This is a genomic window from Neochlamydia sp. AcF65, from assembly GCF_018342435.1.
Taxonomy (GTDB): domain Bacteria; phylum Chlamydiota; class Chlamydiia; order Chlamydiales; family Parachlamydiaceae; genus Neochlamydia.
On sequence record NZ_JAEMUE010000075.1, the window covers coordinates 19,917 to 36,746 of the forward strand.

At 37.8% G+C, this 16,830-nt stretch carries 17 protein-coding genes and 1 tRNA gene; 10 read left to right on the forward strand and 8 right to left on the reverse strand.

The annotated features are described in order from the left end of the window. Nucleotides 1–28: 28 nt before the first annotated feature. On the reverse strand, nucleotides 29–274 hold the full coding sequence (locus NEOC65_RS09090; protein WP_166156065.1) for a hypothetical protein: 246 nt from the start codon (nucleotides 272–274) through the stop codon (nucleotides 29–31). Between the two features lie 417 nt (nucleotides 275–691). On the opposite strand from NEOC65_RS09090, the gene NEOC65_RS09095 reads away from it, so the two are divergent. Continuing rightward, on the forward strand, nucleotides 692–2,260 hold the full coding sequence (locus NEOC65_RS09095) for a leucine-rich repeat domain-containing protein (RefSeq protein WP_213156314.1): 1,569 nt from the start codon (nucleotides 692–694) through the stop codon (nucleotides 2,258–2,260). Between the two features lie 165 nt (nucleotides 2,261–2,425). Here NEOC65_RS09095 and NEOC65_RS09835 read toward each other — a convergent pair whose 3' ends face one another. The 3 genes from NEOC65_RS09835 to NEOC65_RS09110 all read right to left on the reverse strand — a co-directional run bounded on the left by NEOC65_RS09835 (nucleotide 2,426) and on the right by NEOC65_RS09110 (nucleotide 4,558). Then, nucleotides 2,426–2,569: a transposase gene (locus NEOC65_RS09835; protein WP_347566651.1), complete on the reverse strand. Its 144-nt coding sequence runs from the start codon at nucleotides 2,567–2,569 to the stop codon at nucleotides 2,426–2,428. A gap of 127 nt (nucleotides 2,570–2,696) precedes the next feature. Next, a complete protein-coding gene (locus NEOC65_RS09105; RefSeq protein WP_213156315.1) occupies nucleotides 2,697–3,044 on the reverse strand; it encodes a hypothetical protein in 348 nt (115 codons plus the stop codon). Between the two features lie 536 nt (nucleotides 3,045–3,580). Further along, nucleotides 3,581–4,558, reverse strand: a complete 978-nt coding sequence (locus NEOC65_RS09110) for a KamA family radical SAM protein (protein ID WP_213156316.1) — start codon at nucleotides 4,556–4,558, stop codon at nucleotides 3,581–3,583. A gap of 228 nt (nucleotides 4,559–4,786) precedes the next feature. On the opposite strand from NEOC65_RS09110, the gene NEOC65_RS09745 reads away from it, so the two are divergent. After that, nucleotides 4,787–4,909 carry a hypothetical protein gene (locus NEOC65_RS09745; RefSeq protein ID WP_283248287.1) on the forward strand — a complete coding sequence of 41 codons (123 nt, stop codon included), beginning with the start codon at nucleotides 4,787–4,789 and terminating at the stop codon, nucleotides 4,907–4,909. A gap of 100 nt (nucleotides 4,910–5,009) precedes the next feature. On the opposite strand, the gene NEOC65_RS09115 is transcribed toward NEOC65_RS09745, so the two are convergent. The 3 genes from NEOC65_RS09115 to NEOC65_RS09125 form a co-directional block, all read right to left on the reverse strand. Then, the gene (locus tag NEOC65_RS09115; RefSeq protein WP_213156317.1) at nucleotides 5,010–5,372 is read right to left on the reverse strand and encodes an F-box protein; all 363 of its coding nucleotides are present in this window, start codon (nucleotides 5,370–5,372) and stop codon (nucleotides 5,010–5,012) included. Between the two features lie 192 nt (nucleotides 5,373–5,564). Further along, entirely contained in the window at nucleotides 5,565–6,998 is a 1,434-nt protein-coding gene (murA, locus tag NEOC65_RS09120; protein WP_166156048.1) for a UDP-N-acetylglucosamine 1-carboxyvinyltransferase, read from the reverse strand. 171 nt (nucleotides 6,999–7,169) lie between these two features. Beyond that, nucleotides 7,170–8,186: an esterase/lipase family protein gene (locus NEOC65_RS09125; RefSeq protein ID WP_213156318.1), complete on the reverse strand. Its 1,017-nt coding sequence runs from the start codon at nucleotides 8,184–8,186 to the stop codon at nucleotides 7,170–7,172. A gap of 337 nt (nucleotides 8,187–8,523) precedes the next feature. On the opposite strand from NEOC65_RS09125, the gene ispF reads away from it, so the two are divergent. Next, nucleotides 8,524–9,021 (forward strand): 2-C-methyl-D-erythritol 2,4-cyclodiphosphate synthase, encoded by a 498-nt coding sequence (ispF, locus tag NEOC65_RS09130; RefSeq protein ID WP_213156319.1) that lies wholly within the window; start codon nucleotides 8,524–8,526, stop codon nucleotides 9,019–9,021. A 90-nt stretch (nucleotides 9,022–9,111) separates the two neighbouring features. On the opposite strand, the gene NEOC65_RS09135 is transcribed toward ispF, so the two are convergent. Next, entirely contained in the window at nucleotides 9,112–10,263 is a 1,152-nt protein-coding gene (locus NEOC65_RS09135; RefSeq protein ID WP_213156320.1) for a diflavin oxidoreductase, read from the reverse strand. A 168-nt stretch (nucleotides 10,264–10,431) separates the two neighbouring features. On the opposite strand from NEOC65_RS09135, the gene NEOC65_RS09140 reads away from it, so the two are divergent. From NEOC65_RS09140 to NEOC65_RS09170, 7 genes are all read left to right on the forward strand, one after another. Further along, nucleotides 10,432–11,028, forward strand: coding sequence for an MORN repeat-containing protein (locus tag NEOC65_RS09140; RefSeq protein WP_166156036.1), 597 nt, complete (start codon nucleotides 10,432–10,434; stop codon nucleotides 11,026–11,028). 69 nt (nucleotides 11,029–11,097) lie between these two features. Continuing rightward, nucleotides 11,098–11,181, forward strand: a tRNA-Leu gene (locus NEOC65_RS09145). Nucleotides 11,182–11,214: 33 nt separating this feature from the next. Next, the gene (locus NEOC65_RS09150; RefSeq protein WP_213156321.1) at nucleotides 11,215–11,850 is read left to right on the forward strand and encodes a thiamine diphosphokinase; all 636 of its coding nucleotides are present in this window, start codon (nucleotides 11,215–11,217) and stop codon (nucleotides 11,848–11,850) included. A 193-nt stretch (nucleotides 11,851–12,043) separates the two neighbouring features. Then, entirely contained in the window at nucleotides 12,044–13,852 is a 1,809-nt protein-coding gene (gene lepA / locus NEOC65_RS09155; RefSeq protein ID WP_213156322.1) for a translation elongation factor 4, read from the forward strand. Between the two features lie 23 nt (nucleotides 13,853–13,875). Next, entirely contained in the window at nucleotides 13,876–15,195 is a 1,320-nt protein-coding gene (locus tag NEOC65_RS09160) for an adenylosuccinate synthase (RefSeq protein WP_166156027.1), read from the forward strand. Nucleotides 15,196–15,204: 9 nt separating this feature from the next. Next, nucleotides 15,205–15,963 carry a polyprenyl diphosphate synthase gene (uppS, locus tag NEOC65_RS09165; RefSeq protein ID WP_213156323.1) on the forward strand — a complete coding sequence of 253 codons (759 nt, stop codon included), beginning with the start codon at nucleotides 15,205–15,207 and terminating at the stop codon, nucleotides 15,961–15,963. Continuing rightward, nucleotides 15,960–16,814 (forward strand): phosphatidate cytidylyltransferase, encoded by an 855-nt coding sequence (locus tag NEOC65_RS09170; RefSeq protein WP_213156324.1) that lies wholly within the window; start codon nucleotides 15,960–15,962, stop codon nucleotides 16,812–16,814. The genes uppS and NEOC65_RS09170 overlap by 4 nt, the downstream gene beginning before the upstream one ends. Nucleotides 16,815–16,830 lie beyond the last annotated feature (16 nt).

Genomic DNA, 16,830 nt, shown 5'->3' on the forward strand with positions numbered 1-16,830 from the left:
ACGCGTGGTAAATAAGCTTTGTTCTTCTTTAAAAACTTGCAAGGTAGTTGGCGTATAAAGAGCACTGTCTCCTACTATATACGGTATTACATCCTGCTAGATATCCAGAAAGAGAAATCAAAAACCAATACCATATAAGATAAGCACAACGCTTGCTTAGGCGGGGATCTGGAAAATCTGCAAAATTAGATCTTACGCTTTCTCTAAATCTCTCTAAATCAATCTCTTCTTGCAAATCAGCAAAGTTTTTATCAGCAGTTTTCCTTTTGGGCATTGTTACCTCCTTCTTTTAGAAAGAAGATAATTTTAGATTTATGTAGCATTTGTCAAATTTTTCTCATCAAAACATACTGAGTTAACTATGTCAAACCTTATACAAAAATGGAACTTCCGTTACAGGAGAAGCTTTTTTAGATTTCCTCATTGGAATACTATAGGACAAAAAATCCAAGAATAAAACAAGCTGAGAAGCATATCTCAAGATATTAGGAGAGAAGTTGATGAATTAATAAGAGAGACTTTTGCTGCTTTTATAAAAGAGATATAGCTCCTTTTCTAACTTTCAAAATAAAAATTGATTAAAAAATTAAGAAAGACTACCATCCCATAAAAAACTCAGGCTAGCCCTTAAAAAAGCAGGCTAAGTTTACTCTTGAAGAGATAATTTACCCTATAACTTTAAGGAGCTTATATGATGGCACCAACCTCTACATCTAGCATCCAGGCAAAATTTCATCCCACAATCTTAGCAAATATAGAAGACCCTGTATCAGGAGAGTTGCTGGCTCGAGCGGTTACTTTGTTCCCTTGTGGCCATACCTTTAACGAAGATACCGTCATCCAATGCTTAGCGCGCAATAAACTTTGTCCCCTAGATAGAAGGCTTATTGAAAGGCATGCACCTAACTACATAGTGAGGCAACTAGCCGAAACGGCTGAGTCCTATCCTTTAAAATCTCTCAAAGAAAGTTATATTGACCTCTTGCTCCACCTTCTAGAAAAACCTCAAATTCAAGAAGTTTTAACTTTAAAGGAAATTTTAGAGAATCAAGTAGAAGAATTGATGGGTCAGAATAATGAAGAGCTGACTAACAAAGAAAAGATAAGTTATAAATGGATGGAAAAATTATTAGGAGAAAATGAAAAGGTTAGGCAATTTGTCGTCGAAAAGCTGCGGCAAATCCACCAAAGTTCTGCACCCCTTCTCTCAGTCGCTCCTCAACCTTCTATTTCCGCCACCTCTCTTTACAAAGCGATCGTCCATGTTCATTTTCCTGATGAGTACAGGGATTTTATAGAACAAGCTCATATGTTGGATAAAATTTATAAAATTGAATCTAACCTTTCTGCTGAAGAAAAAGTGGCTCACATCTTTCAGCAAATCTTTAACTTAGCCACCTCTCTTTCCCCTTTAGAATTTGAAGAAGATTCAAAAGAAAGCAAAAATTTTACTCTCAATAATTATTCTTCCTATCTACTAAATATTAATCGCCTCCTACTTTGGCAAAAGCTACCAGGTGGAAAAAAATATTTAAGCCAACCCCAGGTTAAGGCTTTACCTTTAAAGAAAAAAAGCGATCTGCTAGCGAAATGGCTGGATAAGCATAGTGCAGATTTGTCTTGCCTAGAGTTAAATCTCTTAAAATTAACTGCTTTACCTCCAGAAATCAAGCAACTTTCTATGTTAAGCTTTCTCGACTTAAGAGACAATCAGTTAACAGCCTTGCCTGCAGCCATCGGACAACTTTCTCAACTGCGTCAGCTTTGGCTGGGTAGCAACCAGCTAACCGCTCTTCCTGCAACTATCGGGCAACTTTCTCAGCTAAAAGTACTTTGGTTAGACAACAACCAGTTAACCGCTCTTCCCGTAACAATTGGGCAACTGCCTCAGCTAAAAGTACTTTGGTTAGACAACAACCAGTTAACCGCTCTTCCTGCAACAATTGGGGGGCTTTCTAATCTAGCACAGCTTAGTTTAAACAATAACCGGCTAACAGCCCTTCCTGCAGCTATCAGAAAGCTTTCTCAGCTAAAAGTGCTTTGGTTAGACAACAACCAGCTAACCGCTCTTCCTACAACAATTGGACAGCTTTCTAATCTAGCACAGCTTAGTTTAAACAATAACCAATTAACAGCCCTTCCTGCAACAATCTGGCAGCTTTCTAATCTGCAAGATTTTTACTTAAGCAATAACCCACAACTAAGCTTCCTCTATTCATACTGCTTTCTAATCTTAAAAATCTTAAGGAAATTACTTTAGATGCATCTCTGTACAGGACAAAAAGTGAAAAATCCCGTCTAAAAATTTATACAGCTGTCTTTTACGAGCAGAAAACAGATAAAAGAAAGAGACAAGTTAAGAGAAGTTTTAAGTCAATCTTTACATTGGAATCTAGCAAGGCTTATAAACTTTTGCCCAATCATTTTAGCTCTTTATTTCTTGATCGGCACTTTTCTGTTTTATCCTCTTCCTAAATCTATCTAACGCTTGATTTAGGTTCTGCATAACATGAAAACGATCAGCCATAGCTTGGGCCCTAGGTAGCATCTCTTCTACTACGAGTCGAATAGAAGTACCCTGTAGAAGTTTTACCCCTTTTGGCTATTTTTTTAGAAACTAGGATGGGAGTAAATGCGACGGGTGTGGCATACTGCTAATAAAGGGGAATCAATGAAAGGAATGCCTGTACACTCTCCTAAACAAGCTTGTGAATAAAAAAAAGAGGAAACAAGCATGTTTTCATTAAAGTAATGAACTTATTATAGGAAAGGATGCTAGGAAAATATTTTCTCATTGAAGGAATGACTTGTCGCGTATAATAGCCTTTAAAAGTTCTATAACCAGTTTTATGAAACATAATGATAATTGTCATCGCTTTGCTTAATGATAATTTTGACCATCGATTTCTTTTATTGCTCTTTTCAATTAAAGGTTTTGGGCGGCTTTCAACCAATATTTTGCGCCATTCAGGCTCAAATTGTTTATAAAAATCCTCTACATCACAAAAAATAGAGATTAATAGATCGATATCTTTTTCAAGCATTTTAACCTTCCAGGTTTAAAGTTTTTTTGGTGAAAAATATTTTTAAACAATGTGGAGGTCTTTTTTCAACTATTTCCTTATCCGATAACTCGCGTTAATTATTTTTTTTGCTGAGGAATATAAGCTTAAAAATTTGCAGAGAAGGTTCACTATTCATAAAGAATAAAAGAAATAAGCTGGCAGCCCTGCGAAAGAAAATGGAATGGGAGGATTTTTAAAGTTTTTTTTTATCTTCCATTTTTTCTTTCTTATCTTTCAGAGCTACTCTTTAGCTTAACTGCCTCTGGTAAGGAGGCTCAACTTAAGAAATTTATCAATAGGTTAACCTATTGACTAAGGGGCATAGCTTTAACCATGATGTAAAAAACTGTATCGGCTGGCATCCCTAGAGAGTTCTATTATGCCATTCTGCCTAAGGAAAAAAGGCAAGTTTTTAATATCCAAAACTTAAGGTCTATAAATAATTATAAATTCCTTCCCCTTCGCCTTTTTTCTAGCTCTTCCTTATCTAAATAAGATAGTTATTAGTTTAAGGGCTAGAAAAGAGAAGTCTTACTGGACTCTCCTGGTACTTCTTGCACATATTTAGGGACCGCATAACCCGATAAATTAGCAGCCAGATAACGGATAAATTCACAACCTTGCTCTCGCTCTACCTCAAAATGGGCAGTCCCTTTTACCCGGTCTAGCTGATGCATATAATAAGGTAAAATCCCGTGATCTACCAATTTTTCACAGAGTAGTTTTTGAGTTTCCTTATTATCGTTAACGCCTTTTAAAAGCACGCACTGATTAAGCACAGGAATGCCTAAACATTGCACATTTTTAAGCCTTAAAAGAACTTCCTCATCTAGCTCGCGGGGATGATTGACATGCACTACAAACCAAATTTGTACACGACGGACTCTTAAGATATCTAAAAACTCTTGGTCAATCCTTTCCGGAATTCCGATAGGAAAACGAGTATGAAAGCGAACACGGCGCAGATGAGAAATCATATCTAGTTGATCTAAAAGATTGCTTAATGTTCTATTTTCCAGCGATAAAGGATCCCCTCCACTTAAGATAATTTCCTTAAGAGATAAGTCTGCTCGAATAAGCTCCAATTCGTTAGCAAAGCTAGTTTTTTTGCTATCGTACTCAAAATTTTGACGGAAGCAATATCTGCAATGCATCGCACAAGCACTTGTGCAAACTAAAAGAGCCCGGCCTTTATATTTTTGCAAAAGTTTAGTTTCCTTTCGAAATAATTGATCCTGAACGGGGTCTATTTGAAAACCTGTAGCTTCCAGCTTTTCATCTAAGGCAGGAAGAAATTGCTTAAGAATAGGATCATCTAACACCCCTTTAGTGATTTTTTGAGCAAGGCGAAGGGGTAAATTTAATTTAAATGAAGGATTTTTTAATACTCGCTCACCTTGTTCAGGGGAAAGCTTTAAAAAGTCTGCTAATTGATTCCAATTTGTGAAATTGCTGCGTTGTATTTGACGCCATAAAGCTGGAGAAGTCTGCATTTTACCTAATAAAAAAATTAGTTACCTTAAAACTAACAGTTTGTAAATATTTTTTGCAAGCCACGCTAACAAAGGGTTTATTTTCTTACAAAATCAGTAACATATTGACAAGTTTTTTTATATAAAACAAGAAAAGAAAGGTTCTTATCTTTCCTGTGAGCGTTGTTGCGTAAATGATCTAATGGCTCGCCTGTTTAAGACATAGCCTCATATTGGAGCTTATTCCCTGTGTCAGTACCCATTGTTCTTGGGGGACATTGTAAACTTCGCCATCTTATCCCTAGCCAATTATATTGCAAGGAGAGGGAGTGGCATTTTGTAGCGGCATGTGAAAAATTATCTAAAAGTTAGCTTGCATTCACGAAGGACTCATCGATAAAGAATTTATCATTTACTCAATCGACCTCTCACTTTTTAGAGCTATAATGTTCTAGTAGTTGATGCTCGAAAGCTAGATTCTCATCATGGCTGAAAGCAAGCATTTCTTTAAATCGTATGCATTCAGCTTCATTCTTGCAATAAATAAGATAGCTTTGTTTAAAAGAGTAAGGTACTTTCTTAGAAAAGATACGCGTAAGGGGCTTACAACCCAAGCGTTTTTGAGGGTGTCTTTTCCACAGGCTGTGTCTTCTTCTGCTATTTTTCTCCAGTGCCTACATACGCGCTGGGCCGTAGCAAGATTAGTGGCTGAAAGAAAAGAGAAAATGTGAACGATCAATTCCTCGGGCAACATGGCTATGGGCGTAGAATTAATTATATTGTAATGTGAAGAGTTTGGATTTATGCAAGTGAATGGATTAAATAATGACTTCATACAAAACATACAGACACCCTCTTGCTAAAATTAATTAGAAAGCTGGATTAATTACACTTTCGATACAACACACAAGCTTTCATTCTTTCTCTGCCAAACATGCCTTGCACCACACCTTATTAAGGAAAAATATACATTAAATTAGCTTATATCCATAGACTCAGCTATCTTTCTTTAAAAGCCTTTAAAAAATTAGATAGTTTGCAAAACTGGTAATTTTTTCTTTTTTAATTCTTTGATAGGTTTGGCTAAAACAGCTACACCCTCCCCTTTTGATACAGGTTCTAAAGTTTTTTCTTTTTCCGTCGTACGCGTCACATCTACCCCTAAAGAACCAAGTTTTTGAAAAAGCTCTCCATAGCCCCTATCTAAAAAATGTAATCCCGAAATTACACTCGTTCCTGTAGCTAAGATTGCAGCCATTACATAAGCAAAACCTGCTCTTAAATCAGGAACAGAAATATCTCTTGCAACAAGAGGAGTATTACCTTTAACTATAATACTATGGCAAAAACTTTGGGAAGCAAAGCGGCATTCTTTACCGCCCAAACATTGCCTAAAAAGGGTAATATCAGCTCCCATCTCCTTCAACACCTCGGTATAGCCGAAACGATTTTCATAAACAGTTTCATGCACCACTGATGACCCTGTCGCCTGTGTAAGAAGAACCACGAAAGGCTGCTGCCAATCGGTCATGAAGCCAGGATGAACGTCTGTCTCTAGATGGAGCCCACCTTGAAGAGGACCGTCATAGTAAAATTCAATTCCATTGCTCTTAATTTCAAATCCTCCACCTACCTCTCTAAGCTTATTTAAAAGAGTAATCATATTTTGATGCTGGGCACCTTCCACAAAAACACGTCCTTTGGAACTTATAGCTGCTATCCCCCAAGAAGCTGCTTCAATACGATCGGGGATCACAGTATGTTCTACCTCATAAAACCGCCGGGTGCCTTGGATATGTATCGTACGATCGACATCTAATGTAATAATAGCGCCAAGTTTTTGCAAAAAAAGAATTAATTCTACAATTTCTGGTTCAATGGCTGCATTTTTTATTGTAGTTAAGCCTCGGGCTGTGACGGCTGCTAAAATGGTATTCTCCGTAGCTCCTACCGAAGGAAAAGGCAAATGTACTAGCGTACCTTTTAGACCATTATGAGCATGAGCAAAATAAGCTCCTTCGCGCTTCATCCCTCTGTATTCAATAACAGCTCCTAACTTCTCTAGAGCAGCAATATGAAAATCTACCAAGCGCATTCCAATATTACATCCCCCCACCGTTGGAACAATAATATCTTCTTCAGTACGTCCTAATAGCGCTCCAATCATCAAAATAGGAATTCGATTAGCTCCCGAGAACCTTTGAGGGATATAAGAAGTTTTAAGTTCCTTAGTAATTACTTCCATGATTCCGTTCGCACGGTCCCACTGCACCTCCATGCCTATTTCTTTACATAAATCTACTGTAACAGCCACATCTCCAATGTTAGGCACATTATAAAAGCGACACTTTTTGTCGGAGAGAAGAGAGGCTACAAGCAATTTGGTCATCGCATTTTTAGCACCTGCTGCTTTTACATGACCTTTCAAAGGGGCTCCACCCTTAATTTTCAATATTTCCATTTTTTTAATGCAACCATATGTAAAAATTAATTTATTGTTAATTTCTCGAGAAAAAAGCTCGATTATTCGTAGTTTTTTTTGATTATCTTATTAACAAAAATAACTTTTAAATACAATGAGAATCTGAATTAAAATCAAATTTTTGGATAAATAAAAATAAAGCCTCTATTTTTAGACTTTATTTTGTCGGATTTTGTAATAATCTATCACTTCATCAATCAACGAATCGGAAAATAAAAGGGATAGATGGCCTACATTTGAAAGTGTTAGTCGCTTGGCATAAATAGTTTCATTATATAAAGCACTAGAAAGCGGAACTAATAAGTCTGTTTTACTAGCTATATGGAAAAAATGAGTCGTAGAAGGTAAATTTAAAATTCTCTTACTAAGGCTTGCTAAAAAAGCGCTTTGAGGATGCATTTCTTTAACAGCCTTCCCTATCCCACAAGCAGTCAAGAAAGCTCCCTTTAAAGGAGAGCCTAAAGTAATAATATCTGTTACTAGCAAATTACATTCAGCCAATTTAGAAGCAACGACACAAGCTACAATCCCCCCCATTGAATGGCCAATAAGGGTAATATCACTCCTTCCTGTCACTCTTTGAATTTCTAGCATTTTATTTCGGACTTTTTCCGCGTGAGTTTCAATAGATTCGAAGGGCTTTCCTAAATGCACCGTAAAAACAGACCCTAATTTTTCTTTAGAAAAGCGGTAACGATAATAAGCCCAGGAGGCACTATTACTATAAAGTCCATGGATAAGTAAAATAGGCTGCTGCCCATTTCCTTTATGAGGATCACGTTTTTCTAAATCAACAAAACGTAAAAAATTTAAAGCTATCAAAGAAAAAAATTCACAAACAATGGAATAAATATAATTGGCCAAAGAAACTAAAGATTGAGGAAGTCTAGAAGCCATCAAATTTAACATATTTCCACTTAGAAAAACTCCTAAAGCACCGGCTGAAAGTATAAATGTATACTTAGAAAGCCTAGAGAATGAGGTGCTAGAAAATAAATTGATTACTCCTGCCAAAGTAGCCAGGCTACATAAAGTAGCTAAAGCTAAAAGAGCTAAATGCTTAATTTTCCAATAAAACGCTGCTTTTTCATTTTTTTGCTTCCCTTCATTTATAAAGGAATGATTACAGGGTAATCGAGGAGGACGGTGAATATTTAGGGATGCCATTTCCTGATCCTTCTTTAAGAGTAGTCATTCTACTGAAAAATATTTTTATTTTGAATTTTTTATTTCCAATAAATTTAAAGTAGCTTTTGAACATGTACCTTTAATCCTCTTAACTAATAAGTAGGAGTAAAAAGGTTAAAGAATGCTAACTAGCCTTGTTTACTGCTTTTTCTATTTATAAACATTCCTCTACCTTTTCTTATTTAATCTTTTATAAATAGCAATCGGCCAAAAGCTCAGCTTGCCTTTCTAATTTAAGAAAAAGCAAAAAAATGTTTCATTCAAATTCTCAGATTTCTAAAATAACGCCACATCCATTAACGACTAAGAGGTAGAAATGATAGTAAGAACAGGTATAGGTCAAGATAGCCATCGTTTTTTACCGGTTGAAACCTCAAAACCTTGCATTATTGCAGGATTAATCTTTGAACATACGCCTGGATTTAATGCTAATTCTGATGGTGATATTGTTTTTCATGCCATTTGTAATGCGATAAGCTCGCTCTCTGGAGTCTTAATTTTAGGAAATATTGCCGATGAGCTTTGCTTAAAAGATGGAATTACTGATAGCGAAGTTTACCTTCTTGAAGCTATAAAAACATTAGGGGCCCAGAAAGTTACGCATGTGTCTATCACCTTAGAAGGTAAGAAGCCTAAATTTAAAGATCGCATTCAAGCGATGAGGGAAAACATTGCACGCGTCATGCAAATTGATTTGTCTCAAGTAGGAATAACAGCAACTTCAGGCGAAGGCTTGACAGACTTTGGTTGTGGCGAAGGGGTCCAATGCTTTGCCATAGTGACCACTTGCCAGCCTACACCTTTATCTCCATGATTGCCTTCATTCTACTTTTAAGTAAACTATCGCTTAAATCTACATTATTAAGCCTTTTTAAAGATCTGGAGTCGGCAATTTATAGGAATGTTAATAAATATCCCGCAGATAACGTTTCTCGTTACGCAAATGCTTAACGAGTGCTTTTGCCTCCGCTTCACCTTTCTTACCATGGACTTGGATAATTTCATGCAAGGCAGATTCTACATCTTTTGCCATACGCGCAGCATCCCCACAAACATAAATGTAAGCGCCTTCATTAATCCAACGATAAAGGTCAGCACCTTGCATTAGCATACGGTGTTGAACATAAATTTTTTCTTGCTGATCACGTGAAAAAGCAACATCTAAGCGGAGCTTACCTTGCCGCTCTAAGCTTGTCCAATAATCTGCATAAAAAAAATCAGTTGCGCGATTGCACTCCCCAAAGAAAAGCCAATTTTTACCTTGAGCTTCCTTCGCCATCCTTTCTTGCATGAATGCCCGGAAGGGGGCTACGCCAGTGCCAGGGCCAATCATAATAATAGGCGTATCGGAGTGAGAAGGAAGTGTAAAGCCATGATGAGGTTGAATATAGATGGGTACGACAGGTTGATGAAGAGGGACTGTTTCGCATAAATAATGAGTGCACACACCTACCCGCTGATATCCATTGGTATGATATTTTAATACCCCTACGGTAAGATGCACTTCTTCTCCTACTGCCGACATTGAGGAAGAAATAGAATATAGACGAGGTAGCAAGGGCATAAGCATGTTGCAGAGCTCTTGCAAAGCAAAAACCACTTCGTGGTTTTCTTCTAAAATATCCCAAAGCTCATGGGATTGTAAATAAGCTTTAAACTTTTCTTGCGCACCTTCTGCCAGAACAGCTTCTAACGCTTCTTTTTTTTTCTGGTTAGTTTGCCTTTGAGCAAGCATCGACAAAAGCTTTTTGCTTAAGTCTGTCACATTAGCTTTTGTAGTTAAAAATTCGCGCAGTGACATACTCTTTCCTGTATGCTTGCTAATTATCAATTCCAAACCTTGTGCACGCATAGCACCCAGTGTTTTATTAACAATATCCTGAGGATTGATAGGAAAAATGCCTAGGCTATCGCCCACTTTATAGGTCAGGCCCGACCCTTTAATATCCAAAACCAGATGTTGAGTATTTTTTGTAGACTCTTCTCGAGTTAAATTATAACGCTCTTTGATTGTGGCCAAAAAAGGATAATGCCTATTGTAGATTGAGGGTTCCATAAAAACAGTGTTTAGAAGTTAAAAATAAAAAAGTATAACATAATTCTTTTTCACTTTCAGCAAAATTTTATCTTATTTAAAAGCAGGTTAACCTCTCCTAATCTGATTGAAAATTAACAATTTTTACACTATAATTCTCGATATATTAAGCAAACATACTAGGTTTTTATGAGTTTAATTAACTGCGATTACAAAATCACTACAAACAATCAATCAGTGGATAAGCACAGTACTTTTTTACCCACAAGAACAAGAGACGCGACTACTTTTTTTTGGGGTGTTGCTGAGCCTCTTTGCCCACCTGCTGCTCAACTTTTGCCTCAGGCTTCTTCCCGTTCAAGCCAACATGTAAAGAACGAACCTACTCTCTTGCCTTCATTATTACCGTTGGAACCATCTGAAGACACTCCAAGGCAAGGAGAAGAAATAAAAAGGAGGAAACTACTCTCTAATAGCATCAAATATATAGGACCTTTAAAAGCAGGCCTCCCTGAAGGAATCGGTAAACTTACCTACGAAATGATCAACGAAAAAACCCACGCTATATTTTCTACCACTTACTCCGGCGAATTTCATGAGGGAAGATTAAACGGTCAAGGATTGATTGTTTACGGGAATGGAGATAAGCTAACAGGAAATTTTCAACATAACTCATTAGTAGGAATAGGGAAGCTGGTCAGACGAGATGGAAAAGCATTTTCTATCCTTCAAAATCCTAATCACAGTTATTTGATAATAGAACCGCTGGATTTAACTAAAAGCTGATTCTCTCATAAATAAGATATTTTCCATTTACGGAAATAAGCTTATTTTAATACGATATCTGTGCATCAAGCGGCCATGGCGGAATTGGTAGACGCGCTAGATTCAGGTTCTAGTAGGGGCAACCCTGTGGATGTTCGAGTCATCTTGGCCGCAATCCTTAAGCTAAATTTTATCGATTGAGTGAAGATGCATTACCCTTTATCTCCCCAAGTAGCTATTGTCGCCAATGGCGAAATTTCTTCTTATTCTCAGACCAAGCACCTTCTTTCTTCTTTTTCAAAGATTATAGCCGTAGATGGGGGCTTAAAACATTGCCAGAAAATGGGAATCACTCCTTGTTTTCTGATCGGAGATTTAGATTCTATAGAAAAAGAAATGCTTGAACAATATGCAGATCTTCCCCTTTTAAAATATCCTGAAGATAAAAATGAAAGTGATTTAGAACTAGCAATCCATAAGCTTTTAAGGGAAAAAGTAGAATCTATCGCTTTATTTGGTGTATTAGGAAAGCGCAGTGATCATCTCCTTTATACCTTGCATCTCCTGTCTCGCCATCCTTCTCAGCTTATGATAGAATCGGAAAAGGAGACCATTTTTTGTTTACAAGGACGCAACCGGATTAAGACGTTTGCGGGACAAACGATCTCTTTAATGCCTTTATCCCCTGCCTATGGCATCCAAACTCAGGGCCTTAAATGGGAGCTGCAAAATGCTGATTTTGATAAAGAATTCATGAGCTTATCGAATGTATGTAATAGCCACTCCGTAGAGATTAATATACTCTCTGGTGATTTAGTATGCTTTCTTCATAAAACCTTCTAATTTCTTTAAATAGATTAGATTTTTTCTTCCTGCATCTAATCGGTTTCAAAAAAGTTTATGCACCAAGGTAGCTTTAAATCAAATGTTGCTTGAAAACATTCATGTCATCGATTAATTTAGTTGATTGATTTCTCTTACAACCCCCATCTTGATAAATTTAGATGTAATAAATGCCAGTGATTAGGATTTTTGCATGGTTTCATACAACAGAAAAAATATTCGCAACTTTTCTATTATTGCTCATATTGACCATGGAAAGTCAACGATTGCTGATAGATTAATAGAACTTACCCATACAGTCTCAAAGCGAGAGATGCAAGAGCAGCTACTCGATGATATGGATCTTGAAAGAGAACGAGGCATTACTATTAAAGCTCACCCTGTGACCATGAATTACCAAGCTGAAAATGGCCAAATTTATCAAATCAACTTAATTGATACACCGGGGCATGTCGACTTTACCTACGAGGTTTCACGATCTTTAGCGGCTTGCGAAGGAGCTCTACTAGTGGTAGATGCAGCCCAAGGCGTCCAAGCTCAAACTCTTGCAAATGTTCATTTAGCGATTGAACGTGACTTGGAGATCGTACCTGTCCTTAATAAAATTGATCTTCCCAGTGCGGATATAGAAAGTGTAAAACAACAGATTGAAGATGTGATTGGCCTAGATGCTTCCCATGCTATCTGCTGCTCAGCCAAATCAGGAATAGGGATTGAGACCATCTTAGAACGTATCATTAGCGATGTTCCTGCTCCTAAAGAACCTGTCGATGATCTACTCCGTGCCTTGGTTTTTGACTCTCATTACGACAATTATCGAGGGGTTATGGTTTACATTCGTGTGATTAGCGGAGAAATTCGTAAAGGCTCTGCAATACGCATGATGGCTACTCATAAAGCTTGTGAAGTTTTAGAAGTAGGAAAATTTACTCCCTCTGAAAAACCTGTGGAAGCTTTAATGCCAGGAGAGGTGGGATACATGATCGCCAACATAAAAAAAACTTCCGATGTTAAAATTGGGGACACCATTACTTTGCAAAAACATCCAGCTCCCGATGCTTTGCCAGGCTTTAAGAATATCAGCCCTGTAGTATTCGCAGGCATATATCCTATTGACTCTACAGATTTTGAAGCTTTACGCGATGCTTTGGAAAAACTTCAACTTAACGATTCCTCTCTGCATATTGAACAAGAAAGCAGTATGGCTTTAGGCTTTGGCTTCCGCTGTGGTTTTCTAGGACTTTTGCATTTGGAAATTATATTTGAACGCATTCAACGTGAATTTGATTTAGATGTTATTTCTACAGCGCCTAGTGTTATTTACAAGTTCCATTTAAATGACACCTCCATTAAAGAAATCGATAATCCTGCTCACTATCCAGACCCTACTCACATCGATTATGTAGAAGAACCGTGGGTAAAATGCCATATTATGATTCCTGGGGAATACCTAGGCGCAATCATGAATTTGGGAATGGATAAAAGAGGCAATTGCCTTAAAACAGAAACTATGGATGCACGCCGGCTTCTAATTACCTATCGTTTTCCCCTTAATGAAATTATTACCGATTTCAATGATAAGCTTAAATCCATCACTAAAGGATATGGATCTTTTGACTATGAATTTGATGGTTATGAAAAAAGTGATATCATTAAATTAGAAATTCGGGTCAACGAAGAGCCTGTAGATGCATTTTCATGCTTAGTGCATCGCTCTAAAGCAGAATCGAAAGGAAAAGCTATTTGCTCTAAACTCGTTGAAGTTATCCCCATGCAGCTTTTCAAAGTACCTATTCAAGCGGCTATTGGTGGGAAAATTGTTTCGCGAGAAACTATCCGCGCCCTCACCAAAAACGTGACAGCTAAGTGCTACGGAGGCGATATCACCCGCAAGCGCAAGCTGTGGGAGAAGCAAAAAAAGGGTAAAAAACGTATGAAAGAAATAGGTAAAGTCAATATCCCCCAAAGTGCTTTTATGGAAGTTTTAAAAGCAGGAGATTAATCGATCATTAAAAAAGAGTTAATATGCCACAGGTGATTTTGATTGGTGCACAATGGGGGGATGAAGATAAAAGTAAAATTATTGATATGCTTACAGCCCAGGTTAAGCATGTTATCCGCTCTCAAGGTGGCAATAACGCAGGCCATACAGTTGTCCTTGATCAGCAAGAATACAAATTTCATTTAATCTCCTCAGCTATTCTCCATTCACATACGCATTGCTATATAGGTGCTGGCACCGTCATCGATCCTGAAGTACTCCTGCAAGAAATGGAGGATTTAGAAAGTAAGGGTGTCCAAATTAAAGGACGCCTATTAATCTCGCCTTCTGCCCATATTATTTTTCCTTATCATCAAATGCTAGATTTTCTTCTTGAGCAAAAGAAAGGCGAACGTGCTATTGGTACCACCGGTCGAGGAATTGGGCCTTGTTATGCTGATAAAGCCCAACGTTTAGGCATTCGCATGGGAGAACTTGTGCGTCCTGATATTTTCGGCAAATTGCTAAAAAGCATTCTTCAAGTAAAAAATGAAGAGCTTACTAAGCTTTTCGGCGTCGAAAAATTAAATGAGGAGGAAATTTATAAAAAATATAGTCGTTATGCGGAGCTTTTAAAACCTTTTGTGGCAGAAGTGGAAGGGCTTATTCACCAAGCTATAGATAATAAGGAAAATATTTTGTTCGAGGGAGCTCAAGGAACTTTCCTAGATACTTCTTTAGGAACTTACCCTTATGTCACATCTTCCTCTACCATCGCTGGAGGCATCTGTGCCGGCGCCGGAGTAGGCCCCACCTGCATCGATCATACCTTGGGCGTTGTTAAAGCCTACACTACACGTGTGGGCAACGGACCTTTTCCTACAGAGTTTCAAGAAAACGAAAGTTTTTTAAATCATCCTATCACGAGTGAATACAGCAATGCAGTAGGGCGTAGAAGACGGATTGGATGGTTTGATGCAGTGCTAACGCGAACGGCTGTACACATAAATGGCATTGACTCACTAGCAGTGACTCAGCTCAATAGGCTAGATTATTTAGATTCTATTAAAGTTTGCGTAGGCTATCAAATTCATGGAGTGCGCATCAATCATATTCCTTACCTTAGCGAGGATCTAGATAAGATTATCCCTATTTATGAAACTATGCCAGGCTGGAACGCCTCCACCAGCCAAATTACCACTTATAAAGAATTACCTCAAAATGCTCAAAAATACCTGTCAAAAATTGAGCAGCTTTGTAGAGCACCGATTAATATCATTTCTTTAGGGCCTCAACGAGAAAAAACCCTTATTTTAAAAGACTTATTTTCAACCAAGGAAAAGGCAGCTTGCAAGCATGCTTAAATAGAACTTATGAATATTTTCGTGAAAAACAACTATTATACTCTTGAACAAAAGGCAAGCTTAGATCCTAAGCGTATTCCTCAGCATGTAGCTTTTATTCCAGACGGTAATCGACGCTGGGCCAAGCGACAGCAAATGAGATCCATAGAAGGTCATCAAGAAGGCTCTGATAATCTGATTGAAATTGTAAAAGCAGGAAAAGAACTAGGAATAAAAAATTTTACTTTTTACCTTTTCTCTACAGAAAACTGGAGCCGTCCTCAAGAGGAGATCGATGCCTTGATGTGGCTTTTGCATACTTATTTAATCGAGCAGCAATCTTTCTTTGTGGAAGAAGGGACACGTTTATGTACCATTGGAAATACTGCTGCTTTGCCAGAGTATGTACAAAAAACTATAGAGGAAACCCGACAAGTTACGGCCCACTGCCAAGAAGCGGACCTAATTTTTGCCCTAAATTATGGAAGTCGCGATGAAATCAAACGTGCTGTACAGTCTATCGCGCAAGATATAATCCATAAAAAAATTACTCCTGAGCAAATCTCTGAAGAAATTATTTCCCAATATTTAGATACGGCGCCCTGGAGTGATCCAGACTTACTTATCCGCACGAGTGGTGAATTAAGATTAAGTAATTATTTACTATGGCAGCTCTCTTATACTGAAATATTCTCCTCAAACGTATTATGGCCAGATTTTACTCCTTATCATCTTTTAGAAGCATTATTAAACTATCAAAGGCGTGAAAGGCGCTTAGGGGGCGCATGAGCAATCTTCAACACCGCCTTCTTTTAGGCAGTATGACCACTTTTTTTGCTATTTTGCTGCTTTGGTTTTCTCCCTACCTATTTTTTCGCCCTATTTTTGCTTTAATTCTAGCTACTTTCATTACCCTTGCTGCCGCTGAGCTTTTTCACCTAGCTAAAAGTAAAAACTACCAGCCCCTTACGAAAATAGGCTTGGTAGGCTGCTTTTTGTACACCCTTTCCGTGTATGTGAGTACCCAACATGGTCAAGCTCAAATTCTCCCCTACATTGTTCTTATATTGATTGTATGGATCTGCTTTTTTTATTTTTTTAAAACGGGCGATAAGCCCTTGCTTAATATCTCCATTACCCTGCTTGCATTAATGTATGTAGCTATTCCTTTAGCATCTTGGCTCAACATTGCCTACTTTTTCCCAGAACATTCTCCTCAAGAAGGACGGTGGTGGCTGCTCTACTTATTAGCTGTTACGAAAACAACCGATATAGGCGCTTATTTTGTGGGTAGCATTCTGGGCAAGCATAAGATGGCTCCCTACTTAAGTCCCAAAAAAAGCAATGAAGGAGCAGTGGGAGGACTTTGCTGTGGGCTAGGGGCAAGCTTTACTTTCTATTGGATAAGTGCTCACATTCCTTTTCAGATCACTCTTTTTCAATCTCTGACATTAGGAATTTTATTAAGCACGATGGGACAGATAGGCGATCTTGCTGAATCTTTGCTAAAGCGTGATGCTGATATTAAAAATAGCAATCAAATCCCTGGGCTGGGTGGTATACTAGATATGCTCGATTCGCTAGTCTTTACTTCCCCTATTGTTTATATTTTTCTTGAAATTCAATCTGCATCTAGCTAAATGCAGGAGTACAGGA